This window comes from Sorangium sp. So ce887 (genome assembly GCF_051521455.1).
GTDB lineage: Bacteria > Myxococcota_A > Polyangia > Polyangiales > Polyangiaceae > Sorangium.
In genome coordinates this window covers 9,940,072-9,962,795 of record NZ_CP150354.1, presented here as the reverse complement: position 1 = coordinate 9,962,795, position 22,724 = coordinate 9,940,072, and the positions used below count along the sequence as shown (strand labels likewise).

Below are 22,724 nucleotides of genomic sequence, written 5' to 3'. Positions count from 1 at the left end.
CGCCGGCGACCCGGGAGAGCGCGCTCGGCTCGCGCGCGCCTCCGCGCGCTCCACACTCCATGATCCTCCCCGTGATCACGGGAGCTTCACAGGGGCTCGGTGACGAGGCGGTCCGCTACAGCGTCTCGGGCAGCGGGGCCGGCGGCGCGAGCCCCTCGCTCTTGGCCCTGCACGGGATGCTCGCGCCCTGACAGCCGCACTGGTTCTGGCCGCCGTCGGTGATCTTCCCCGCCGTGCCGAGCTCCGTCTCGACATTGAGATCGATGAAGTTGCACTCGAGCGTGGTGCGCTCGAGCGCCACCGAGGCGCCGAAGCTCGCGACGGCCGCGCCGTCGTTCCCCTCGATGCGCACGCCGGTCAACGTCGCCTCGGCGTCGCCGAGGTCCTTGGTGATCGTGACACCGTTTCCCAGGAACCCATCGAATGAGCTCCGGGTGCCGCGGACGGTCGTGTCTTCCACGGTGGCTGTCGACCCGAAGATCACGAGGCCCGACTCGACGCTCTCCTCGACGAGCGACGACCGGAGCGCGAGGCGGCCCCGCCCGGCCTGCGGTCCGAGCGAGTGGACCTCGATGCCCCGGCCGAAGCGATCGTCCGAGGCGCGAGGGAGCGTGCGGCGGACCGCGACCCCTTCCAGCGTCGCGTCGGCTCCATCGATGAAGACACCCACGGTGCGGCTCCCCTCGATGACGGCGCCGCGCGCCGTGATGTCGCCGTGCAGCGCGCCGCGGGACGCCACCGCGAGCCCGATGCCGTTCCCCTCGTCGCTGTCGCGCGGGAGGGTGTCGCGCACGAGCAAGCCGTCGAGCGCGGCGCCGGAGCCCAGGATCACGACGCCCGCGTCGCGACTTCGCTCGACCACGACGCGCTTCAGGGTCGCCTCGGAGCGCAGGCCGCCCTCTACGTCGGCGATGATGTAGATACCCCACCCTGTCTCCACCTTGCCCGGGTAAGGCCTCGTATCGCGCACGATCGTGTCCTCGACGATGGCAGACGAGCCCTGGACGAAGATCCCCGCCTCCTCGTTGCCCTCGATGACGCTGCGCTGGATGGCCACCTCGCCCGGCCGGCCCCGGCTGTTCAGGCTCACGAACACGCCCATCCCCGCGGCGTCGGTGTCGATCCCGGTGCTGTCGCGGATCACGCTGTCCTCGACGGTCGCCTCGGAGGCGATCACGTAGACGCCGGTTCCGCGGCTCTGCTCGACCACGGAGGCGCGCACCGTGACCGAGGCCGGCGCATCGCCTTCTCCCCTGTTGGCGCCGACGCCCGTCCCTCGCGACTCGCCGGACTCGAGGGTGCCTCGCACGACCGACGACTCGAGGACGAGCTCGGCTCCCGCGCTGTGCGCGCCGACCGTATGGGCCTCTTCGATCAGCGAGCCGCGGACGGTGAGCTGCGCCGGGCCGTGCTCGTTGTACACCTTGACGCCCTGGGCGCCCGTGCCGTGCACCCACACCTGCTCGACCACGACACCGCTGGATCCCGAGACCACGATGCCCACGCCCGCGCTGCGGACCGCGACCCCCCGTACCTCGGTCGCGTCGGCGCCCGCGCCGACGGAGATGGCTGCGCCCGTGTCCGGCCCGGCCCCGGCGATCTCGACCCTCGCCGGGCACCTCCCCCACAGCCGTACCGGCCTGTCGACGATCACGTCCTCTGCATAGGTCCCCGCCGCGACCGCGACGATCGCGCCGGGCGCGGCGGCGACGAGGCCGTCACCGAGGGTCGCCCAGGGCCTCGCCTCGGTGCCGTCGGAGTCGGTCCCTGCATAGGCGGCGTCGACGAACTGGGTCTGCTCGTCCACCGGGAGGTCGCCCCACGCCCCCTCGCCGCACGGCGCGACCTCGCGACAGGCGATCTCCCCCGGCACGGCCATCGTCCCGGCCGGGCAGGGCGCGGGCGGCAGGACGGGCGCGCACGCGCGGTCGCCCGGCGTGAAGCCGGCGCCGCAGGCCTCAAGCGGAATGCCCGCGGGCTCGCACCCCGCAGCCGTCGTGAGCTCGCCGGGCGCGCACCCCGGCGCGGCCGTCCCGCCGCCGCCGTCCGGCGTTTCCGCAGGAGGAGAAACCCCGGAAGCTTCCCTGTCGCAGCCGCCCGGAAGCCACGTTACCGCGAGCAGCAGGAGGGGCCAGAGGGCCATGGTGCGCCGGCGAGGCGCGCGTCCCGGTCGCCGGTCGGTATCGAGCGCAGCAATCCTGGTGTTCATAAGGTGCCTTTGCACGAAAGGCCTGGGAGGTCGATCATGAAAAGTTATGCTCTCGATGTTCCGGAGAGCGAGGCTGCAGAGCGGCTGGAGTGGTCCCTCGTGCGACTCTCGGTGACACGGCGCGGTTTTTAGGTCTATGCTGTCGACCGCAGGAAACGCAGTATGATTTGCTCCTCCCGTCGTTCACCCCATTGCCTGGCCGGCATGGCCGTTGTGCTGCTGTCGCTGCCGGGCTGTGCCCTCGACACGAGAGGCACCGGCCAGCCAGAACGATCCGAGCCTCGACCCGAAAAACCCGCGGAGGACGATACCCTCGGAGGCCTCGGTGAAGCCCCCGCCGAGGCGCCGGGGAACGCACCCGCGGAAGAACCCGCCGAGGTTCCCGCCGAGGTTCCTGCCGAGGAGCCCGCGAAAGAGCCGGTGGAGGAACCCGCGGCGCTGTGCGACGCGTCAGATCCGTCGCTGATCGCGTGCTTCGCGTTCGAGGGGGACCCCAACGACGGCTCCCGGCACCAGTTCAAGCCCGAGCGGGCGCAGAACCTGAGATACGAGCCCGGCAAGGGCGGCCAGGCGCTCAGGGTGACGCGGGGGAGCAGCCTCGAATTCCGCCATGACGCCGCGTGGACCGCCCCTGCCATGACCATCGATGTCTGGATCAAGCCGGCCACCCTGCCGGAGAGCGGGCGATATGCCGTGATCGACAGCGGCGGGAAGCCCTCGATCTTCCTGATGGCGGGCGGGGAGATCCGCTGCACGATGGGGGTCGAGCGGAACGTGCCTCACTCCCTCGTTCCAGGCGAGTGGACGCACATCGCGTGTCTCTCGGACGGCCAGACGCAGAGCCTCTACGTGAACGGCGTCGAGATCGACCGGAGCTCCTCCGGGGCGGTGATCGCCTCGGGCGAACAGCCCATCTTCATCGGCTCGGAAGAGCCCTCGGGCAAGGACGAGCTCGACGGCTTGCTCGACAGCCTCCGCGTCTTCGGCCGGACGCTCGCGCCCCAGGAGATCTGCGCGGCCGCCGGCAACGACGCCTGCTGAGCGGCGCGGGCCGTGCGCCTGCCCCAGCGGGGAGCAGCGGCAACCGAGGGGGGACGGCGACGGGGAGCGGCGGCCCGCGCCCGCGGACCGAGCCCCGGCGGGTGCGGCCAGGGCCGCGCGAGCGGCTTTTCGGGTGACAGCGGCGAGCCCCGGCGGGTACGGCCAGGGCTACCAGGAGAGCGCGCGTTCGGCGCGACAGGGGGAGGAGAGGGAAGAGAGAGACGCCTCAGAAGGCGGCGTCGCGGAGCTTGGCCTTGTACTCCGCCTTGTACAGATCGTGGCAGGTCTTGCAGCTCGCCTTGGCGCCGTCGATGTCGCCCTTCTTGGCCTTCTCCACGCCGTCCTTCGAGATCGCGACCCACTTGGGCATCCCGGGCGGCGGCTTCGCCGCCACGTACTCCAGCGCCGACGCGATCTTCGCGCCGTCGCCGCTCGTGGTCGCCGACTGCATCACCGTCTTCATCCAGCCCTGCATCGGACAGGGCTTCTGTCCTTTTGCACCACAGCCGAAATCTTTCCCCTCGGCAACAGAAGCGGGGACGTCCGCCGTCCCGCCCGCGGCCCACGCCGCGCCCGCAAAGGCAATGCCGACGCTCATCAACACGGCACTCATCAAGCTCTTGCTCATCGACATCCGACGTCTCCTGTCAGGTAAGGGCAAGCTCAGCCAATTCATCGCAGCTCCGTGGCTGGATGTCAACACACCATGACCGCCGGGCGAGCCTGCGAACACCACCGGGGCGCAGACGAGGTCCGGGGGGAAAATCTTCAACCGTCGAGCGAGCCCGCGAGCACCACCGGGCGCAGATAACGTCTGGAGAGAAAAACTTCACTCATGATGTCCTCGCCGCGGCGTTTCCGGCGCCATCCGCGTCGCCGTGGGAAAAATCTGCTGAAAATGGATCTCGTGGTCGCCGAGCGCGATGAGCGCGGACGTCGATGGCGGGCGGCAAGAGCGCGTGTCTGCCATGTCGACCGAGACGATCGAGGCGCTGACGCTCATTCGATAGCTGATCGAGGCGGGTGAGCTGAAGCCGGTCATCGATAGACGCTATCCACTGGAACCGATGGCCGGGGCTCACCGGCAGGTCGGGACGGGACGCAAGAAGGGGAGCGTGGTCATCACGGCGGCGCATGACGCGTCCAGCGGGACAGCGCGGTCGCCCGCTGTGGGTATCGGACTACACAGGAGGCGGCTCGCCCGCCTGCTCCGAAGCGGTCCGCCCATCACAGAAACCCTCCTCGTGGGTGGCGCACCCACGCTCGACGCGTCGTCTGGTGATCTTGCGCACCAAGCGGTGATACGCGATACCGTGGTTTCCCGGGCATGCCGCACGTGCGGAGCACCGTTCCTCCCCGGGCGTGGGTTCTTCGAGCGGCTTCACCCGCGACGCATCGCATCGCGCGACCGACCCGGACGCGCACGCCACGAGGGGAGTCCGCGCGCCCATCCAGGCGTGGATCCGGCCCAGGAGGGCCGCGCGCGTGATATCGCTGGATCCACGGCCGTTGATGCAGGTGGGAGAGATCGTCGACGCGCGGTTCGAGATCGAGGCCCTCGCGGGTTCGGGTGGGATGGGCCACGTCTACCGATCGCGCGACCTGTCCAGCGGCGACACGGTGGCTCTCAAGGTGCTTCGCCGCGCCGGCAAGAGTGAGCTCCGCCGCTTCTCCTGCGAGGTGCAGACGCTCTCGGCGCTGCGCATCCCCGGTGTGGTCCGGTACATCGCTCACGGCCTCACGGCGGACGGCAAGCCGTATCTGGTGATGGAGTGGCTCTCCGGCGAGACGCTCGCCGAGCGCATGGTCCAGAGGGGGCTCACCCCGGCCGAGAGCGTCGATGTCGTCGCGCGCGTGGCGGAGACGGTCGGCGCCCTCCACCGGCAGGGCGTCGTGCACCGCGACCTCAAGCCGAGCAACCTGCTGCTCGCCGAGGGGCGGCTCGACCGGGTGATGGTGCTCGACTTCGGGATCGCGCGCTTCCGGATCGATCAGCAGCTCACGATGCCGGGCACCGTCCTCGGGACCCCGGAGTACATGGCGCCCGAGCAGGCGCGCGGCGAGCGGAGCGTCGACGCCCGCGCCGACGTGTTCGCGCTCGGCTGCGTGCTCTTCAAGTGCCTCACCGGGCGCGCCGCGTTCCAGGGCGTCGGGGCCCTCGCGGTGCTGGTCAAGGTGCTCCTCGACGAGCCGCCGCGCGTCCGCGAGCTCCGCCCCGAGCTGCCGGAGCAGCTCGACGCCCTGGTCGCCAGCCTGCTCGCGAAGCAGCCCGACGAGCGGCCCCGCGACGGCGCGGCCGTGGCCGAGGCGCTCGGCGCGATCGACCTCCGCAGCCTGTGCGCGGCGGCCGGGAGCGAGCCCGCCGCGCCGGTGCGCGTCCTGGAGCTCACGAGCAGCGAGCGGCGCGTCACGTGCCTCGTGCTCGCGCACGAGCGCTCGGAGCCCGACGAGGAGACGCGCTCGCACGAGGAGGAGCAGGCGCGGGCGCTGGAGCGCGCCGAGGAGCTGCGCGCGCTCGCGGCGCGCTACCAGGGCCAGATCGAGCTCATCGACGCGCGCTCGCCGCTCGTGGTGCTGACGAGCGCCGAGGCGGCCACGGATCTCGCGGCGCAGGCGGCGCGCTGCGCGCTGGCGCTGCGCGCGCTGCTCGGGGGGGCGACGGTCTCGCTCGTCACGGGGCGGGCGGAGCTCACGTCGCGCATCCCGATGGGCGAGCTCATCGACCGGGCGGTGCAGCTGTTGCCGGCGCGAGGCGAGCCGGCGCCCGCGGCCGCGGTGCGCATCGACGAGGTGACGGCGGGGCTGCTGGGCGGCCGGTTCGAGACGAGCAGCGAGGGCGGCGCGCGCTTCCTGCACGGGGCGCGCGACGACCTCAGGGTGGCGACCGCGCCGGCGCTGCTGGGCAAGCCGGTGGCGTGCGTCGGGCGGGAGCGGGAGCTCGCGGTGCTGACCGCGGAGCTCGAGCGAAGCGTCGAGGAGTCGACCTCGGGCGCGCTGCTGGTGGTCGCGGCGGCGGGGATGGGCAAGTCGCGGCTGCGGCAGGAGTTCCTCGAGAAGGTATCGGCGCGCGGGGCGCGAGGGGACCTCGGCGGGCGCAGAGACCACGGCGCCAGCGGAGCTCACGGCGCCAGCGGAGCTCACGGCGCCAGCGGCGCCAGCGGCTCCCATGGCGAAAGCGTGGAGGTGTGGTTCGGCCAGGGCGACCCGATGAGCTCGGGCTCGGCGTTCGGGCTGCTGTCGCGCGCGCTGCGGGGCGTGATGGGCATCGTCGACGGCGAGCCGCTCGAGGAGCGGCGGCGCAAGGTGAGGGCGCGGGTCGAGCGCCACCCGGAGCTCGACGTGGGGCGGGTCAGCGCCTTCCTCGGCGAGCTGGTGGGCGCGCCGTTCCCGGACGACGACATCCAGGTCGGCGCCGCGCGGCGCAACCGGCAGCTGATGGGCGATCAGCTGCGGCTGTCGTGGGAAGAGTTCATCCGGGCCGAGTGCGCGAAGCAGCCGGTGGTGCTGATCCTCGAGGACCTCCAGTGGGGCGACCTCCCCACGGTGACGATGGTGGAGGCGGCGCTCCGGAGCCTGAAGGACCTGCCGTTCCTCGTGCTCGGGCTGGGTCGGCCCGAGGTGCACGAGATCTTCCCCGGGCTGTCGAAGGGCCGCTTCGGCAACCAGATGATGCTGCCGCCGCTCACGCGGCGGGCGAGCGAGCGGCTTGTGCGCGCGGCGCTGGGCGACGAGGTGAGCGCGGAGATCGTGGCCACGCTGGTGGACCGGGCCGACGGCAACCCGTTCTACCTCGAAGAGCAGGTCCGGGCGGTGGCGGCCGGTCACGGCGCGGACCTGCCCGAGACGGTGCTGGCGATGGTGCAGGCGCGCATCGAGGCGCTCGACGCGGAGGCGCGGCGCGTGCTGCGGGCGGCGAGCGTGTTCGGCCAGGCGTTCTGGCCGAGCGGGGTGAGCGCGCTGCTCGGGGGCGCCGGGGTCACGCGCTGGCTCTCGGAGCTGGAGCGGCGCGAGGTGATCCACCGGCGCGGGCCCGGGCGGCTGCGGGGCGAGGTCGAGTACCGCTTCCGCCACGCGCTGGTGCGCGAGGCGGCGTACGGCATGCTGACCGAGGGCGACCGGCGGCTGGGCCACGCGCTGGCGGGCGACTGGCTGGAGCGCGCGGGCGAGCCCGACGCGATGGCGCTCGCCGAGCACTTCGAGCGCGGCGCCGTGCCCCCGCGCGCCGCGGCGGCGTACCTGCGCGCGGCGCAGCACGCCCTGGAGGGCAACGACCTCGGCGCCGCGATCGCGCGGGCCGAGCGCGGGCTCGCGTGCGCACCGGAGCCCGCGGTGGTGGGGGCGCTCCGGCTGGTCCAGGCCGAGGCGCACGTGTGGCGGGGCGACCTCGCGCTCGCCGAGGAGCGGGGGACGGAGGCGGTGGAGCACCTCACGCCCGGCTCGGCGCCGTGGTTCACGGCCATCGCGCAGGTCGTCGCCGCGGCGAGCAAGCTGGGCGGCTTCGATCGCGTGGAGCGGCGGGTGGGCGCGGCGATCGGCGCGCCCGCGCTGGAGGGCGCGGAGAGCGCGAGGAGCACGTGCCTCTGCGCGGGCGCCTCGACCCTGGCCTTTGCCGGGCGGCCTGCGGTCGTCGACGCGCTCATCGCGGAGGTGGAGCGCGCCCTCAGCGACGGGGCGTCGAGCGGCGCCGGCGCCGAGGTGGTCGCGGGGCTCCACCAGGCGCGGGCCTTCCGCGCCATGAGCGGGGGCGATCCCGGCGCGTGCGTCACCGGCCTGGAGGCCGCGCTCGCGGCGTTCGAGCAGGTCGGTGACCGGCGCAACGCGTGCATCACCCGCGCGAACCTGGGCTACTCCTACGGCGAGCTCGGCGACTTCGGCGGCGCCGAGGCGGCGCTGCGCTCCGTACTGGAGGCCGCCGACCGGATGGGCCTCCACGAGGCGGTGACGGCGGCGCAGGCCAGCCTGGGGCAGGTCCTCGCCTACCGCGGCAGGCTCGCCGAGGCGCGGGCCGTCGAGGAGGCGGCCCTCGCGTCGAGCCAGCGGCTCGGCGATCCGCGCGCCGAGGTGGTGTCGCGCTCGTACCTGGCGAAGATCGCCCTGCTCGCCGGCGATTTCGGGGTCGCGGAGCGCGAGGCGCGCCTCGCCGAGGCGCTGGAGAGCGCGTCGCCGTTTCGCGTCGCGGCCACGGCGCTCCGCGCGCGGGCGCTCATCGGGCTGGGGCGCGCCGCCGAGGCGCTCGCGGCCGCCGGTGAGGCCCTGGCCGCGCTCGAGTCGCTCGGCGGGCTCGAAGAGGGCGAGTCGATGATCCGGCTGGTCCACGCCGAGGCGTTCTCCGCGGTCGGCGACGCGCCGCGGGCCGCCGCGGCCATCTCCTCGGCGCGCGACAAGCTGCTCGACCGGGCCGCCAGCGTCCGTGACCCCGAGTGGCGCAGGCGCTTTCTCTCCCACGTCCCGGACAACGCCCGCACACTGGAGCTCGCGGCGCAGTGGGTCGGAACGGGTCGGAACGGGTCGGAACTGAACGCAATTGAACGCGGTTGAGCGCGGTTGAACGCAATTGAGCGCGGCTGAACGGAACCACGCGGAACTACGCGGAACCACGCGGAACCACGCGCCGCTTTCCCACGGGAGAATCCGCACGGAACGTCGATTTAAGAGCTGACAGACGAAGTGAATCGACGTACGATGTTCATAGACGTGGAGAGTTCCCGGCTGTCGTTGTGTTGAGCGACGTGCCGGAGGGCGTGCTGTGATCGGGGAGCGGGAGCGCTCTCCTTGGCTCGCTACCGAGGTCTCATCACGTGAAAACCAAGGCTGTGCTTGGATGCGTTGGCATCCTTCTCGTGGCTACCGGCTGCATCGCGCCCGAGCTGGCGCTCGAAGCGGATGGCGAAGCAGCGAATATCGACTCGAGCGCTGACGCGCTCGTGAGCGGCAATGCGTTGAGCTACAATGCGTTGAGCTACAATGCGTTGAGCTACAATGCGTTGAGCTACAATGCGCTGAGCTACAATGCATTGAGCCCGGCGGCAGCCTCCGCGCTGCAGGATTCCGGAGCGGGCGGCGCTCTCTTCCGGATGCTCGTGAAATACACGGTCAGCTGCGCGCTCGACGCGTCCCAGGCTTTCAGCTTCTCCTGGACCGACGCGGCGGGCACGACCCACAACGAGGTCTATCACGGGGAGCTCGGCCTCGCCGACACGTGGGGTGACGGCCCGCTCGGCGCGGCCGGCAAGCAGGTCGTCTCCGCCTGTCTGGCGGCCCGGACGAACCGTTATGGCGTGTCGGTCGTCATCTCGATGCGATCGCATCAGACCCCGCTGCGCCACGAGGTCGGCCGGGACGAGCGCGAGGCGTATCCTCATGTCGAGGGCGCCTTCTGGGGAGATCTCTTCGCGGAGACGCCGTACCTGCGCGCCTGCTACAACGAGGCGAACGCCGAGGCGTCGCGCGCGGCGCAGCGCGATTGCGCCGCGGGGAGCGTGGACGAGCCGGGGGACGACGTCGAGCCCTGCGGGATGATCGAGATCGTCGGCAGCTGCCAGGACCATTGCAGCAAGCTCCACCCGCCCGGGCAGTATTACAAGGACTGCGACGATCCGGACTCGGGCAAGACGCGCTATGTCATCACCACGGCGCTGCGCTGATCCCGTCCTTCACTCGTCACGCGGAGCGGCTGCCATGGCTTCGACGAGACCATGTGGACCGAGGTCATCGGCTCCTGCGAGCAGCTCCCCGAGCTCGGCGGCGCCAACCACGTCCGCCAACGCGTCATCGGCGGCGGCGGCGATGACGACGCCGGCCTCGATCTGACCGCGCACTGGAGCTGAGAACCCCGGCCCGAGCGACCGGGACAGCTCCAGCGCGCGCCGGCGCGAGGGCCGTCAGAACTGGTAGATGCCGCCCGTCTCGACGCCCCAGCCCAGGCGGTCGGCGTCCGTCAGCGCTGCGTCGTCAGGACCGAGCTTGTGGCGCGTGAGCATCACGGAGGGCTCGAGCACGATCGAGAGCCCCTTCATGGGCGCGAAGGCGTAGCCCCCGCGCACGGTCACGTTGCGCTCGAAGCCGGGGCCATTGCCGCCCACGCGCGCGAGAGGGGTGGCCGGCGCTTCGGCCGTCGCCGCTCTTGCGGGCGTGTAGCCGAGCCGCATGTCGTCGGTGTTGAGCACCATCGCGGCCCCCGCGACGAGGTGCACAGAGTGGAGGTCGAACGTGAGCTTCCCCGACACCCAGCCGCCTACCTCGGTGACGTCGTTCGTGCTGTAGCCTTGCCCGAGCGTCAGGAGGCCCAGGTTGGCGAGGTTCTGACCGCCGTACGCCTCGGCCCGCACGTTCAGCGAACCGGACGTGACTTCGGCGAACAGGTTGCCACCCACCGCGAGCCGCCCCTCTTCGGTCGGCAGGTTCGCGTCGAAGGCCAGCTGCGTGCCGATCAGCGAGGCGCCCACCCATGCCGCCTTCTCGGCGCGATAGCTCGCGCGCAGCGCGAAGGTGGGCGTGCGCGAGTACTCGACGTTGTTGAGGATGGCCGTGACGTTCTGGCTGACCAGACCGAGCGCGGCGCCCACCTCGACGCTGCCGAGGTTCGCGAGGTAGATGAACTGGTGACGCACGAAGCCCGAGTTTCCGGACTGAAAGAGCCCACCCACGATGTTGTACGTGTGCGTGTTCAGCGGCGAGAACAGATCCCAGGCCTGACCGAGCGTGAGCTTGTGCCCGTCGGCAGGAGACCACTCCACATAAGCCTGACGCATGCGAATGGTCGCCGCCTGAGCCGGCGAGGACTTGGCGAAATCCACGAAATCGACCTCGACCTGCGCCTTCACGGGCGTGCCCTCCCCGACGGCCACGCCAAGGCGCGTCTGCTGCGCCTGAAAGCTCAGGCCGACGGCATCTGGATGGGAGAGGAACAGCGGGTTCGCCGCGGCCGTGGGGGCGACGTAGTTCGGGTTGCCGAAGGACTCGAGGCCGTTCCCCACGACGATCGTGGGCTTGACGATGCCGTAGACACGCACGAGAGGCTTGTCTTCGGGCTTCTTCTGCTCGACCGGAGGAGGAGCAGAAGGAGGCTCCACCACGGGGGGCGGCGCGGCCGCGGGCTCGGCTGGCGCAGCCTGCTGAGGCGGATCCGCCGTTTGCGCTTTGCTCGTGGCCGGCGCAGCAACTCCGGCCAGCGCGAGCGAGACGACGAGAGTTGCGCTAGGCGTCTTCCAGGTGCTCATGAAAAATCTCCTCTGGCGATGAATCGGGTACGCGGGTTCAGTCCTGGTCACGTCTCGTGGAGGTCGGCGTCGATGCGGTGATCCCTGGTCCTGTGGAGGAATAAACCGCCCGCGATCAACGTGACCACGAAGACAAAGATGGGATAAATAAGGCCCGTGTAGATGGTGCCAGTCCCGAACGTGGTCGTGGCCCAGGTCGACGCGGTGATGACGATCAGAGGCAAGGCGCCGCCGAACCAGCCATTGCCCAGGGGGTAGGGGATGGACATGGCGGTGCAGCGGATCTTCGTGGGGAAGAGCTCACGAGGAACGCATGGGGGGCTCCCGAGAGCAGCGTCCGCGCAATGCAATTCCAGCATACCAAGAATTTCAGCGGGGGCTCGAGGTATGACCCAAGCCCATACTACCGAATTCCTCGGATTGCCAACAAATGCCGCGGCTTGTCGCTCTAGGCAGACTGGTCGATTTCCCGCAGCGTGTCGCGGAGCGCCCGGGCCTCGGCCCCCTCGAGGACCATGGACGCTGACAGGCACGTGGGCACGTGTTCGCGAAACTCCACGGGCTGGAAGGCGGCGAAGGCACCGGACGCTGTGTAGGCGAGATCCAGGCGCACGGCGGAGGTGTCCGGCTCGCCCTCATCGTCGAGGGCGAAGGGGAGCTTCGCGATGGCGGCGAAGTCCCGCCTCTCCAGGGCGGCGGTGAGCGCTTCGACGGAGCAGGTGAAATAGCGGAAGCCTTCCTCCACCTTCTCACCCGTGGGGGTGTAGACAAGCTCGCTCAAGATCAGCCATTTGCGACGGGTGGTGAAGCGAGGATCGGCGCGCAGGAAGTCGGACAGGTCTTTGATCTCCATGGTCCGTTCATACCGCAACCGGGCTCAGGAGTCTCCTGTCATTCACCTCCGGTGGGGTCTCCCGAAGCCGCGTTTCGTGCCTGGGGCAATCCCCCCCATCCGCTCCGGTCCCTTGCGTCCCCCGCGCCCCAGCGGTCCTCTTTTCTCCCGTCATCTCCCGTCATCTCCCGTCATCTCCCGTCATCTCAATGCCCCGCGCTCCTCGATCGCTGGGGAGCGAAGCGCCGTCGCGTGCTCACCCTCGGTTCACCCGGACCGGGGGCAGTGGGTTAGCTGCCAAACAGGTGACGCGCGTAGCCGTACACATAGGCCGTGATGAGCACGGCGGCGGCGACGTTGAGGACGAAGCCCGTCTTGATCATGACGGGGAGCCGCACGTAGCCGCTGCCGAACACGATGGCGTTGGGCGGTGTGCCGGTGGGCAGCATGAAGTCGCAGGACGCGGCGATCGTGGCCGCGAACAGCACCCCGAGATCTCGAGGGAGCACGTTGAGGGCGACGTTCACGGTCGCGGTGTTGGAGGCCAGCGCCGACAGCGCGACCGTGGCGGCGCTGGCGAGCCCGATCTGCGCGAGCAGCGGCGCCTCCGCGACGACCGCGAGCTTCGCGGCCATCCACGCGGAGAGCCCGCCCCCCTCGATGCCGGCCGCCATCGCGAAGCTGCCGCCGAGCAGGACGAGCGTGCCCCACGGCATCCGCCGCACCGAGGCGAACGAGAGGGCGCGCAGGGCGAGCAGGCTGAACGCCGCCAGGAGCGCCACGCTCGCCTCGTAGTGCTTGCCCTGCACCCTGAAGCCGGCCGCGGAGCCCGACCCGAGCGCCGCGCCGAGGCCCTGCAGCGCAGCCTGGAGCGGCGGGGCGAGCACGGCGCGCAGCGGGTCACCGAGGATCCAGAGCGCGCTCGCCGCCGCGAAGACGACGGCGACCTTCTTCTCCCCGCGGCTCATCGGGCCCATCGCCGCGAGCTCACGGTCGAGCACGTCGCGCGCGTGGCCGGCGCCGAGCCCGTCCCGCTTGCCCACGCGCCAGAGGGCGAGCCAGAGCAGCGGGACGAAGAGGACCACGAACGGCAAGGCGAGCGTCATGTACTCGAGGAAGCCGATGTCGCGGTGCAGCTTGTCGGCGAGGAAGCCGCAGAAGATGGAGTTCACGCCGGTGCCGATCTTCGTGCCGATGCCCCCGACGTTGGAGGCGTAGGCCACCCCCAGCATGATCGCCGTCCCGAAGTGCGAGAGCCGGCGCCCTCCAGCCGCGGACTCCAGCTGCGCGAGCAGGGCGAGGCCGATCGGGACCATCATCACGGCGGTCGCGGTGTTGGAGATCCAGAGGGAGATGCTGCTCGTCGCGACAAGCATGCCGAGCAGGAGCCGCTTCGGTTCGGTGCCGATGGCCCGCATGATGTGGAGTGCCACCCGCCGGTGCAGGCTCCACTGCTCCATGGCAGCGCCGATCGCCAGGCCGCCGAGGAACAGGAAGATATAGGCATCGAGGAACGGCGCGACGGCGCGGGCCGCGTCGCCGGCGGGCCCGCGGCCGAAGACGCCGAGCAGCGGGAAGAGCACGAGCGGCAAGCACGCGGTGTACGCGATGGGGAGCACCTCGAAGAGCCACCACAGCGCCATCCACGCCGCGACCGCGGCCGCGTACGCAGGGCGGTGGCCGTAGCCCGGGACGGCGTGGAGCCCGCTCGGGATGAGCGCGATCGCGAGGGCGGCGGCCGGGCCCGACGCGACGCCGAGCCAGCGCAGCGGGCTGAGCCGCAGAGCGGGCGCGCGGCCTCGGCGTGGCGCTCCCGGCGGCGTGGCGGAGAGGTCGGACTGGCCCTGCATGCCGCGACTCTGGCACAGGCATCTCCCTTCCGCAGAGCTCGTCGTTGGAATCGTGGGAAGAGGAGATGACCCCCTGAAAACGACGGCGCCGCGCCACCTCGGGCGCCGGGGCGCCCGGCGCGTCGTGACCGCTCACGCTCAGACCACGTCGGCGCGCGCGAGCTGGTCGAACGCGGTCTGCAGCCACACCTTCACGCGCTGGCGATCCATCCTCGTGAAGGTCTCACCCCCGATCGCCGGGTTGTTGACTGCGGCCCAGAAGCTCACGTCGAGGTGATCGATCTTCTGCATGGCGGCCGGGTGCAGCTCGGGCAGGTCGACGACCACGGCGCCTTGCGCCTCGGCCGCGGCCCGGGTCGGCGAGCGGTCGAAGGGCGAGAAATCCTTGCCCCGGCCCTGGTTTCTCACGATGCAGTAGCGCGCCGCCGTCCCGCCGCGCTTGAGCAGCCGCTCCAGCGTGATCAACGAGTCTTTGCCGTCGTCCATCACGTGCCAGAACACGATCTTGACGCCGCACTCTCGCGCCAGGTCGAGGACCCCCGCCTCCGTGATCCAGGCGAAGAGGGGGCGCTCGCTCTGCGCCGGCAGGTCCACCACCACCCGTCGCTCGGTCTCGGTCGCCAGCGCCATGAGGTCGTCGGCGCTCTCGAAGCGGGTGAGGTCCACCGGTCGGCTGTGCTCGGCATAGTGCCGCAGCAGCGCCCCGTGCGAGCCATCGGCGTCCAGGGCAATGAAGGGGAGCGCGCGATCGATGCAGTACTGGGCGACCAGACGCGCCACCACCGACTTGCCGACGCCGCCCTTTTCGCCCCCGATGAAATGAATCGTGCTCATCGGCGCACCCTAGTTGTCTGCGCTCGCGCACGCAACGCGGTTCTCGCGCACGCAACGCGGTTCTCGCGCGCGCAACGCGGTTTTCGGTCACGGCGCGGTGTCCAGGAGGTTTCGCCGGCGGCGACCGCGCCGTGGACCTCGCCGTGCTGGGCCACATCCGTCAACCGTCAGGAGAGCGCTCCCGTGGCGGTCTTCGCCCCAAGGACGTTATCGACCCAGCGGTCGAGGGTGGCAATGGCCGTGCATGCCTGGATGCGCGCGCTCTCGCTCTCAGTGAGCACGATCCCTGCACGGGCAAGCAGCTGCAGCATCGTGCGATGAATGGGAGCGAATGGGTGACCCGCGCCCGCCCCGGGATGGTGGTCAAAGGCATCACGTAAACTGCTTCTCCGCTGCTCGTGACCGAGAGTCGGCCCGCCCGCTCGGCACGAGCGCGACGACAGGGGCGGAGGGCGAGGCGTGGACTCCGTGCGTGGTCGGGCGTCATTCCGCACCCACCGCCGCCCGCCACCACCCGCCCTCGCCCCGCCGCGCCCGCCCCTCGCGCTCCAGCTTGATCAGGTGCGCCTCCAGGCTCAGCCGCGCGAGCGGCCAGAGCGCCGGCGCCGTGTCCGCGTAGGCGACCGGCAGGAGCGCATCGAGCGACGCGCCGCCCTCGCCGGCCGCCGCGAGCGCCTCGAGCACCCGCTGCTCGCGCATCCGCCGGTGCGCGACGTAGCGCCGGAACAGCGCCTCGGGCGCGTCGATCGGCCCGCCGTGCGCGGGCAGGACGACCCGGGCGCCGAGCGCCGCGAGCCGCTCGAGCTGCGCCAGGTACTCCGTCATGTCGCCCTCCCGGGGATCGATCAGGATCGTCCCCACGCCGGCCACCATGTCGCCGCAGACCAGGGCGCCCCGCGCTTCGTCGAGGAAGCAGAGGTGATCCGGCGCGTGCCCCGGGGTGTGGAGCACGCGGAGCGCCGTGGGCGCCGGCCCGTCGAGCCGCACCACCTCCCCGTCCGAGAGGTGGCGCGCGACAGGGACGTCGCGGAGGCGCGCGGCCGCCTCGGCGTGGGCCCAGACCGGCAGGCCGAGCTCGGCCGCGAAGAACCGCGCGCCCCCCACGTGGTCGGCGTGGTGGTGGGTCACCGCGATCGCCACGATGACCCGCCCCCCGGAGGCGAGGCCGCGCGCCCACTCGAGCCACGCGCGGCGCTCGTCCTCGTACGGGGTGGCCGGCTCGACGAGCAGCACCTCGCGGCCGCCGAGCGCGTAGCTGTTCGTGTGGGTCGCCGGCGGCAGCGTCGGCGTGCGCGCGGAGAAGGCCTCCACGCCCGCCGCGATGGGCCGCGGCCGGATCACCGCTCCAGGACGACCGCGAGCGCCTCGCCGCCGCCGATGCAGATCGTGGCGAGGCCGCGCTTCGCGTTGCGGTCCTTCATGGCGAAGAGCAGCGTCGTCAGGATGCGCGCCCCGCTCGCGCCGATCGGGTGGCCGAGCGCGACCGCGCCGCCGCGGATGTTGACCTTCTGGGCGTCGATCCCGGCGAGCTTGTTCACGGCGAGCGCCACCACCGCGAACGCCTCGTTCACCTCGAACAGGTCGATCTGGTCCGTCGTCAGGCCGAGCTTCTTCGTGGTGTTCGCGATCGCCGCGGCCGGCGCCGTCGTGAACCACTCGGGCGCCTGCGCGGCGCCGCCGTAGCCGACGATCCGCGCGAGCGGCGTGAGCTTGTGCTCCTTCACGGCCCGCTCGCTCGCCAGGACGAGCGCGCTCGCGCCGTCGTTGATCGACGAGGCGTTGGCCGCGGTGATCGTCCCGTCCTTCTGGAAGGCGGGCTTCAGCGAGGCGAACTTCTCGGGCTTGCCGGCCGCCGGGCCCTCGTCGTCCTTCACGACCACGGCGTCGCCCTTCCTCTGCGGGACGGAGACGGGCGCGATCTCCGCGGCGAACAGCCCCTCGCGCTGGGCCGCGAGCGCCCGGCGGAAGCTCTCCCTCGCGTACTCGTCCTGCGCCTCGCGCGAGAAGCCGTGCTCCCTGGCGCACGCGTCGCCCGCCGTGCCCATGTGAAAGTTGCCGTACGGATCCCAGAGGCCGTCATGGATCATGCCGTCCACGAGCTTGCCGTCGCCCATGCGGTAGCCGGAGCGCGCCTGCGGGAGGTAGTAGGGCACGTTGGACATCGACTCCATGCCGCCGGCGACCACGACGTCCGCGTCGCCGAGCGCGACCGTCTTCGCGCCGAAGATGACCGCCTGGAGGCCCGAGCCGCAGACCTTGCTCACCGTGGTGGCCGGGACCTTGCTCGGGATGCCGGCATAGATCGCGGCCTGCCGGGCCGGCGCCTGCCCGATGCCGGCGGACAGAACATTGCCGAGGAAGACCTCCTCGATGGCGTCCGGAGAGAGCCTCGCCCGCTCGAGGGCCGCCCGGATGGCGACCTCGCCCAGGCGGGGGGCGGGCAAGGGCGAGAGTGCACCCTGGAACGCGCCGATCGGCGTCCGGGCCGCTGCGACGATGTACACGGGGACGGGTAGGGTCATGATCTCCTCCAGCGGCGCTGGCGCCTTCTCACTCGATGACGCCGTCGAGCGCGTCTTGCGAAGTTGCCTTGTGGGTACCTCGGTTGCCCTGTGGGGGCAAGCCGGCCCGGGACGCTGCTCTCCTGCCTGCCCGCGCGCCGCCCGACAGCGCTCGCCTCTCCACATCGGCTCGCTCGCCGCCGCCCCCGACGGCCGGGCGGGCGCCCTGGGACGGGATCCGCGCCCCACCCGAGCCGGATCCGGGCCGGCGCGCCCGGGGCAGTCTTGTGGTACGCCGGCGACGTCGCGTGTATCGTGCGCGCGGCGGGGCCGGAGGGGGTCAGTCCTCCCTGCGCCCGCTCAGACAAGGAGCGAACGAGCGATGGTGAATGCAGGCGACCGTGCCCCGGACTTCTCTCTCGAGAGCGATGGCGGCAAGAGGGTGGGCCTCGCCGATTTTCAGGGCAAGACGGTCGTCCTCTACTTCTATCCGAAGGACGACACGCCGGGCTGCACGCGGGAGGCACAGGCCTTCTCCGCCGCCCTCGACGCGTTCGCCGAGGCCGGCGCCGTCGTGCTCGGCGTCTCCCGCGACTCCGTGGATCGCCACCGGAAGTTCAGGGACAAATACGATCTCGGGGTGACGCTCCTCAGCGATCCGGACCTCGTCGCGCACAACGCTTACGGCGCCTACGGCGAGAAGACGATGTACGGCAAGAAGGTGATGGGCACGATCCGGAGCACGTTCATCATCGGTCCCGACCGCGAGGTGAAGCACGCTTTCAGCGGCGTGAAGGTCGACGGACACGCCGACGCCGTGCTCGCGCTCGTGCGCGGCGGCGGCGCGCCCGAGGCGCCGCCCGCGCGCCGCGCGGCCACGACGAGCGCGGCCAAGGCGCCCGCGAAGAAGGCCGCCGGCAAGGCGCCCGCAAAGCCCGCTGCCAAGCCCGCTGCCAAGCCTCGATAAGGGGCCGCCCGACGGCCGGGCCCGTACCCGAAGGCGGGGAGGTGGGGGGAAACACCCATGATTTCGGTGCTTTGTCGCCTTCATGCGAGCTCCCTCCGGGCAGACGCGATCACGACCGGCGGACAACGACGTAGCCGACTCGCGGCGTGCGCGCCGGCGAACGCCTGATTGATGGCGTCGTGGGGGCTTCCCGCACGCCGGCGGCCGCGCTCGCCAGGCTGGACGGGTCCCGCGCTTCGTGAAAGAATCTTGCTCCGTTGCTTGCAGATCGATGAAAATACCACGACGCCAGGGCTCATCTCTCGATCCGCTCCACATCAGATGGAGCGATGAGCGCTGGAGCGAGGGAGCAGGAGAATGATTTTGAAGCATCCGATGCTACGGACTTTCACTTTGCTGAGTTGCCTCGGCGCAATCGTCGCCTGCGGCGGCGATGACCCTCCGCCGCCGCCGGTCAATAACGACGGGGGCGGCGGCGCCGGGGGCGGCGGGGGGGGCGACGGCGGCTCCGACGTCGTGCCGATCGAGACGTGGGACCTCGATCGCGGCAAGGCGCTGTCGCCCGTCGAGCCGGGGTTCGAGCAGGCGCAGCACCCGCTCGATCCGGGCGCCGCCCTGGCCGGCTCCAGGGCCCCGCGCGCCACGAACGCCACCTGGATGAACTTCGTGCTCGGCGACGGCGATCAGCGGATCAACGCCGCGCCGTACGACCTCAAGGCGCTCGGACAGGCCCTGTCGGTCGCCAGGCCGCCCGTCGTGGTGGAGAGCACGGCCGTCACGACGGCCGATGTGTCGCACCTCGGCCTCAGCGCGCGCGAGGCCTTCTCCAGCCATGCGGTCACGTCGTACGATCTCCTCTCGGTCACCGTGGAGTGGGCGGCGCAGGGCGGCACCATGACGGCGCCCATCGTCTACGGGATGCCGTACGTGACGACCACGTACGCCGGGCTCCGGCCCTCCGTGCGCGCCGGCGACGGCGTGGCGATCACCGCGGTCAACGGCGAGTCCACGAGCCCCACCGAGGTCACGGGCGATCGATTCGAGATCTCCCTCAACAACGGCCAGACGTGGGTCCTCTATGCGTTCCCCAAGATCACCCTCGAGTGGGACGCCCTCTCCATGGCGGCTGACGAGACGTACGAGGGCTCGCTCCGCCTCGCGCTTGTGCCCGGGCCGAACGCCGCGGCCGAGCTCGACGAGCACGCCGCCGTCATCCCTGTCGGCGGCGACATCGAGGCGTCGGTCAAGGAGGACACCGCCTCGGTGCGCTTCGTCTGGAAGACGGAAGGGGAGGGCGATCTCCTGACCATGGCCCTGCCGCACCACATGAAGCACCTCGACAAGCTGCAGACCGCAGACATCTCGTATCCGACCGTGATCGGGCAGATGACGGGAGTCTCCGGCGCGACCTGGGAGCTCGTGTATCCGCTCAGCACGATCGGCTGGGACGCGCCGCGCCGCGCCTCGGACGAGTGGGGCGACGCCCTCGTGGACGCCCTCGAGGAGGACAGGACGTTCACGCCCGACCAGGCGACCGTCGGCACGGACCCCTATTTCGGGGGCAAGCAGATCGCGAAGCTCGCGCGCCTCGCGCAGATCGCCGAGGTGGTCGGCAAGGCGGATCTCGCCGAGGAGCTCAGGGCGCGGCTCAAGTCGCACCTCAACCCGTGGCTCAACGGCGAGAACGAGAATCCCCTCGTCTATGACACGACCTGGGGCGGCCTCGTGACGACCAAGGGCCTGGCGGACGAGACCGCCGACTTCGGCCAGGGATATTACAACGATCACCACTTCCACTACGGCTACTTCCTCTACGCCGCGGCCGTCCTGGCGAAGTACGACGCGGACTGGCGCGACGAGTACGGCGACAAGGCCCTCTGGCTCGTCCGCGACATCGCGAACCCGAGCACCAAGGACACGAGTTTCACGCCGTTCCGCAGCATGGATTGGTACAGGGGGCACTCCTGGGCTTCGGGGCTGTTCCCGTTCGCGGACGGCCGTAACCAGGAGTCGACGTCCGAGGCCGTCCACGCCTGGTACAGCATGCAGCTGCTCGGCGACGCGCTCGAGAACGACGACGTGAAGAACATCGGCCGGGTGCTCCTCGCCCTGGAGACGGCCTCTGCGCAGACGTACTGGCAGGTCACCTCGGACAGCACCGTCTACGATGTGCCGTTCAAGGACAACGGCGCCGTCGGCGTCCTCTGGTCCACGAAGGCCGACTTCGGGACGTGGTTCGGGAAGAACCCGGAGTACGTCTATGGCATCCAGATGCTCCCCATCACGCCCATCTCGGAGTCGCTCCTCTCCAAGACGTGGATCACGGACACCTGGCCGGCGATGGAAGCGGCCATGAGCGGACCGGAGGACGCCTGGAACGCCTTCCTGATCGCGGCGCACGCGACCGTCGACAAGGAGGCGGCCTGGGCCGAGGCACAGGAGCAGACCGTGCTCGACGACGGCCTCAGCCGGACCGCGCTCCTCTACTGGATCGCCACGCGGCCCTGAGCCGCCCTCTCCCTCAATCGATCGGCTCGACCCGCACGTCGACCTCGAGGCGCTCTGCGCCACCCCCCACGAAGATGGTGCCCGAGGTCGGCGTCGCGTCCACGTAGTTGCGCCCGACCGCGACGCGGATGTGGTCGGTCTGCGTCAGGATCCCGTTCGTCGGGTCGAACCCCTTCCACCCGATCTCGGGCAGATACACCTGCACCCAGGCGTGCGACGCCTCGCTCTGCCGGTGGTTCTCGTGCTTCGGCCCCGTGTAGATGTAGCCGCACACGTAGCGCGACGGCACGCCGAGCAGCCGCGTCAGGCAGATGAACAGGTTCGCGAAGTCCTGGCACACGCCGCGGCGGTTCGCGTAGACGTCGAACGCCGTCGTGGACAGGTTCGTCGTCCCCTGCTTGTACTTGTACTCCTCGTAGATCGACGCGTTCAGGTCGAGCAGCGTGTCGAGCAGGTCGTAGTCGTTCCGCGCGACGAAGGTCATCGCGTACTCGCTGAGCTCCGCGAGCTCGCTCTCCGCCAGCTCCGGCGGCAGGAGGAACGGCTGCAGGATCTGCCGCTGCCACGGCATCCACACGAGCGGGATCGTCGACCGGGCGCGCAGCGGGCGGAAGCTCAGCGGATCGGTGTCGAGCAGCTCCACCCGCGACCTCGACTCGATGATGAGCTCCTTGAACGGCGTCTCGAGCAGCACCCGCCGCGCGCGGTTGCCGAAGACGTCGTCGTACTCGCGCTGCTTGCCCTCGACCGACAGGTTGATCTCGTTGTGGAGCAGCGACTGCAGCCGGTCGTGCGCCGGCGTCACCCGCAGGAGGTGCGTGCTGCGCTCCACCGCGGTCATGTAGTGGTACGCCGTGCGGTGCACCACCTGGAAGCGGCGGATCGAGGCGTGCTTGGGGCGCCGGACCGGCCGCGACGAGAGCGGCGGCGCGGAGGAGGACGGCCGGCGCCGGTCGGTGCGCGGGGACGCCGTGGCCCGCAGCGCGCCCTGCCGCAGCACCACGAGGTGGCCCGGAGGGACGCGCGCCCAGACCGCCGGGTGCGCCCCGGCGTGGACCTTGAGCTCCTCCGACGAGACGATGACGCCCTTGCGGCTCTTGACCCCCCGGCGGGTGAGGTCGACCTCGAGGTCGTCGTCCCCGAACTCGAGGCGCTCGTACGGCGGCAGCACCTCCCACAGGAACGCGTCCCCCTCGCGATCGCGATCCGCGTAGACGACAAGGTCGCGGCCGTCGGCCAGCACCGACGTGAGCGGGCCGTGCTCGTTCATCTCGTCGAACCAGTCGCGCAGCACCGCAGGATCGATCTCGCCGAGGCTCCGCAGGCCCTCCGACGCCATCCAGCGCATGAGCTCGCACAGGATGAGCTCCGTGTCCGTCGAGCCGACCGGCTGGAAGAGCGACTTCGGATCGACCTCGATCCGGTCGACAAGGCTGCCGCTGTGCGCGAACAGCCAGTCGCGCCCGCCCCAGCTCCGGCTGAACGGCTGCGTGTTGGCGTCGTTGATGCTGCCCCACGTCGCCGTGCGGATGTGCAGCACGAGCAGCGACGACGCGAGGTGCTCCCACGCCTTCACGAGCTCGCTGCGGATGCTCCCCTGCGGCGGCGCCGGCTCCTTCAGCACCGTGGCGCTCGGCTCTCCGCCCGGATAGTACCCGATGCCCCAGCCGTCGGGCAGCCTGCCCCCGGGGCGCAGGCAGAGGAGATCGAAATACGGGGCGAGCTCGCCCTCGAACGACATCGCGAGGAGATTCGGCATGGAT

The 22,724-nt window shown here is 71.0% G+C and carries 19 protein-coding genes; 7 read left to right on the top strand and 12 right to left on the bottom strand.

The features are described from left to right. Positions 1-115: 115 nt before the first annotated feature. Complete coding sequence (locus tag WMF36_RS37300) at positions 116-2,143, bottom strand: hypothetical protein (protein WP_437575580.1); 2,028 nt, start codon at positions 2,141-2,143, stop codon at positions 116-118. A gap of 486 nt (positions 2,144-2,629) precedes the next feature. Here WMF36_RS37300 and WMF36_RS37295 point away from each other — a divergent pair, with 486 nt between their 5' ends. Next, a complete protein-coding gene (locus WMF36_RS37295) occupies positions 2,630-3,250 on the top strand; it encodes a LamG domain-containing protein (RefSeq protein WP_437575579.1) in 621 nt (206 codons plus the stop codon). A gap of 226 nt (positions 3,251-3,476) precedes the next feature. Here WMF36_RS37295 and WMF36_RS37290 read toward each other — a convergent pair whose 3' ends face one another. After that, complete coding sequence (locus WMF36_RS37290; protein ID WP_437480966.1) at positions 3,477-3,848, bottom strand: hypothetical protein; 372 nt, start codon at positions 3,846-3,848, stop codon at positions 3,477-3,479. 231 nt (positions 3,849-4,079) lie between these two features. Then, positions 4,080-4,292: a hypothetical protein gene (locus tag WMF36_RS37285; protein WP_437575578.1), complete on the bottom strand. Its 213-nt coding sequence runs from the start codon at positions 4,290-4,292 to the stop codon at positions 4,080-4,082. On the opposite strand from WMF36_RS37285, the gene WMF36_RS37280 reads away from it, so the two are divergent. The 4 genes from WMF36_RS37280 (at position 4,261) to WMF36_RS37265 (ending at position 10,077) form a co-directional block, all read left to right on the top strand. Continuing rightward, entirely contained in the window at positions 4,261-4,908 is a 648-nt protein-coding gene (locus WMF36_RS37280) for a zinc-binding dehydrogenase (RefSeq protein WP_437582006.1), read from the top strand. The genes WMF36_RS37285 and WMF36_RS37280 overlap by 32 nt on opposite strands. Beyond that, a complete protein-coding gene (locus WMF36_RS37275) occupies positions 4,799-8,788 on the top strand; it encodes a serine/threonine-protein kinase (RefSeq protein ID WP_437582005.1) in 3,990 nt (1,329 codons plus the stop codon). Before WMF36_RS37280 ends, WMF36_RS37275 begins: the two co-directional genes overlap by 110 nt. Before the next feature lie 302 nt (positions 8,789-9,090). After that, positions 9,091-9,894, top strand: a complete 804-nt coding sequence (locus tag WMF36_RS37270; protein WP_437575577.1) for a hypothetical protein — start codon at positions 9,091-9,093, stop codon at positions 9,892-9,894. Between the two features lie 51 nt (positions 9,895-9,945). Continuing rightward, positions 9,946-10,077, top strand: coding sequence for a hypothetical protein (locus WMF36_RS37265; RefSeq protein ID WP_437575576.1), 132 nt, complete (start codon positions 9,946-9,948; stop codon positions 10,075-10,077). A 54-nt stretch (positions 10,078-10,131) separates the two neighbouring features. Here the strand turns inward: WMF36_RS37265 and WMF36_RS37260 are convergent, their stop codons facing one another. From WMF36_RS37260 to WMF36_RS37225, 8 genes are all read right to left on the bottom strand, one after another. After that, positions 10,132-11,469, bottom strand: coding sequence for a hypothetical protein (locus tag WMF36_RS37260; RefSeq protein ID WP_437575575.1), 1,338 nt, complete (start codon positions 11,467-11,469; stop codon positions 10,132-10,134). A 47-nt stretch (positions 11,470-11,516) separates the two neighbouring features. Beyond that, positions 11,517-11,738, bottom strand: a complete 222-nt coding sequence (locus WMF36_RS37255; RefSeq protein ID WP_437575574.1) for a hypothetical protein — start codon at positions 11,736-11,738, stop codon at positions 11,517-11,519. Positions 11,739-11,917: 179 nt separating this feature from the next. Next, positions 11,918-12,322: a hypothetical protein gene (locus WMF36_RS37250; protein WP_437575573.1), complete on the bottom strand. Its 405-nt coding sequence runs from the start codon at positions 12,320-12,322 to the stop codon at positions 11,918-11,920. 269 nt (positions 12,323-12,591) lie between these two features. Beyond that, on the bottom strand, positions 12,592-14,151 hold the full coding sequence (locus WMF36_RS37245) for an SLC13 family permease (protein WP_437575572.1): 1,560 nt from the start codon (positions 14,149-14,151) through the stop codon (positions 12,592-12,594). A gap of 138 nt (positions 14,152-14,289) precedes the next feature. After that, on the bottom strand, positions 14,290-14,985 hold the full coding sequence (locus tag WMF36_RS37240) for a mobilization protein (protein ID WP_437575571.1): 696 nt from the start codon (positions 14,983-14,985) through the stop codon (positions 14,290-14,292). A 167-nt stretch (positions 14,986-15,152) separates the two neighbouring features. Next, positions 15,153-15,296 carry a hypothetical protein gene (locus WMF36_RS37235; protein WP_437575570.1) on the bottom strand — a complete coding sequence of 48 codons (144 nt, stop codon included), beginning with the start codon at positions 15,294-15,296 and terminating at the stop codon, positions 15,153-15,155. A gap of 172 nt (positions 15,297-15,468) precedes the next feature. Next, positions 15,469-16,326 carry an MBL fold metallo-hydrolase gene (locus WMF36_RS37230; RefSeq protein WP_437575569.1) on the bottom strand — a complete coding sequence of 286 codons (858 nt, stop codon included), beginning with the start codon at positions 16,324-16,326 and terminating at the stop codon, positions 15,469-15,471. Then, the gene (locus WMF36_RS37225) at positions 16,323-17,507 is read right to left on the bottom strand and encodes a thiolase family protein (RefSeq protein WP_437575568.1); all 1,185 of its coding nucleotides are present in this window, start codon (positions 17,505-17,507) and stop codon (positions 16,323-16,325) included. The genes WMF36_RS37230 and WMF36_RS37225 overlap by 4 nt, the downstream gene beginning before the upstream one ends. A gap of 361 nt (positions 17,508-17,868) precedes the next feature. Here WMF36_RS37225 and WMF36_RS37220 point away from each other — a divergent pair, with 361 nt between their 5' ends. Together WMF36_RS37220 and WMF36_RS37215 are read left to right on the top strand one after the other, a co-directional pair. After that, the gene (locus tag WMF36_RS37220; RefSeq protein WP_437575567.1) at positions 17,869-18,453 is read left to right on the top strand and encodes a peroxiredoxin; all 585 of its coding nucleotides are present in this window, start codon (positions 17,869-17,871) and stop codon (positions 18,451-18,453) included. A gap of 393 nt (positions 18,454-18,846) precedes the next feature. Further along, entirely contained in the window at positions 18,847-20,961 is a 2,115-nt protein-coding gene (locus WMF36_RS37215; RefSeq protein ID WP_437575566.1) for a glycosyl hydrolase, read from the top strand. Positions 20,962-20,974: 13 nt separating this feature from the next. On the opposite strand, the gene WMF36_RS37210 is transcribed toward WMF36_RS37215, so the two are convergent. Continuing rightward, the gene (locus WMF36_RS37210; RefSeq protein WP_437575565.1) at positions 20,975-22,720 is read right to left on the bottom strand and encodes a class II glutamine amidotransferase; all 1,746 of its coding nucleotides are present in this window, start codon (positions 22,718-22,720) and stop codon (positions 20,975-20,977) included. Positions 22,721-22,724: the final 4 nt, after the last annotated feature.

Bases quoted from the DNA above. Each gene is read 5' to 3' on its own strand.
- WMF36_RS37300 (WP_437575580.1), bottom strand. From the start codon at position 2,143: ATGGCCCTCTGGCCCCTCCTGCTGCTCGCGGTAACGTGGCTTCCGGGC.
- WMF36_RS37290 (WP_437480966.1), bottom strand. From the start codon at position 3,848: ATGAGCGTCGGCATTGCCTTTGCGGGCGCGGCGTGGGCCGCGGGCGGG.
- WMF36_RS37285 (WP_437575578.1), bottom strand. From the start codon at position 4,292: ATGACCGGCTTCAGCTCACCCGCCTCGATCAGCTATCGAATGAGCGTC.
- WMF36_RS37265 (WP_437575576.1), top strand. From the start codon at position 9,946: ATGTGGACCGAGGTCATCGGCTCCTGCGAGCAGCTCCCCGAGCTCGGC.
- WMF36_RS37260 (WP_437575575.1), bottom strand. From the start codon at position 11,469: ATGAGCACCTGGAAGACGCCTAGCGCAACTCTCGTCGTCTCGCTCGCG.
- WMF36_RS37255 (WP_437575574.1), bottom strand. From the start codon at position 11,738: ATGTCCATCCCCTACCCCCTGGGCAATGGCTGGTTCGGCGGCGCCTTG.
- WMF36_RS37250 (WP_437575573.1), bottom strand. From the start codon at position 12,322: ATGGAGATCAAAGACCTGTCCGACTTCCTGCGCGCCGATCCTCGCTTC.
- WMF36_RS37245 (WP_437575572.1), bottom strand. From the start codon at position 14,151: ATGCAGGGCCAGTCCGACCTCTCCGCCACGCCGCCGGGAGCGCCACGC.
- WMF36_RS37240 (WP_437575571.1), bottom strand. From the start codon at position 14,985: ATGAGCACGATTCATTTCATCGGGGGCGAAAAGGGCGGCGTCGGCAAG.
- WMF36_RS37235 (WP_437575570.1), bottom strand. From the start codon at position 15,296: ATGCTGCAGCTGCTTGCCCGTGCAGGGATCGTGCTCACTGAGAGCGAG.
- WMF36_RS37225 (WP_437575568.1), bottom strand. From the start codon at position 17,507: ATGACCCTACCCGTCCCCGTGTACATCGTCGCAGCGGCCCGGACGCCG.
- WMF36_RS37220 (WP_437575567.1), top strand. From the start codon at position 17,869: ATGGTGAATGCAGGCGACCGTGCCCCGGACTTCTCTCTCGAGAGCGAT.
- WMF36_RS37210 (WP_437575565.1), bottom strand. From the start codon at position 22,720: ATGCCGAATCTCCTCGCGATGTCGTTCGAGGGCGAGCTCGCCCCGTAT.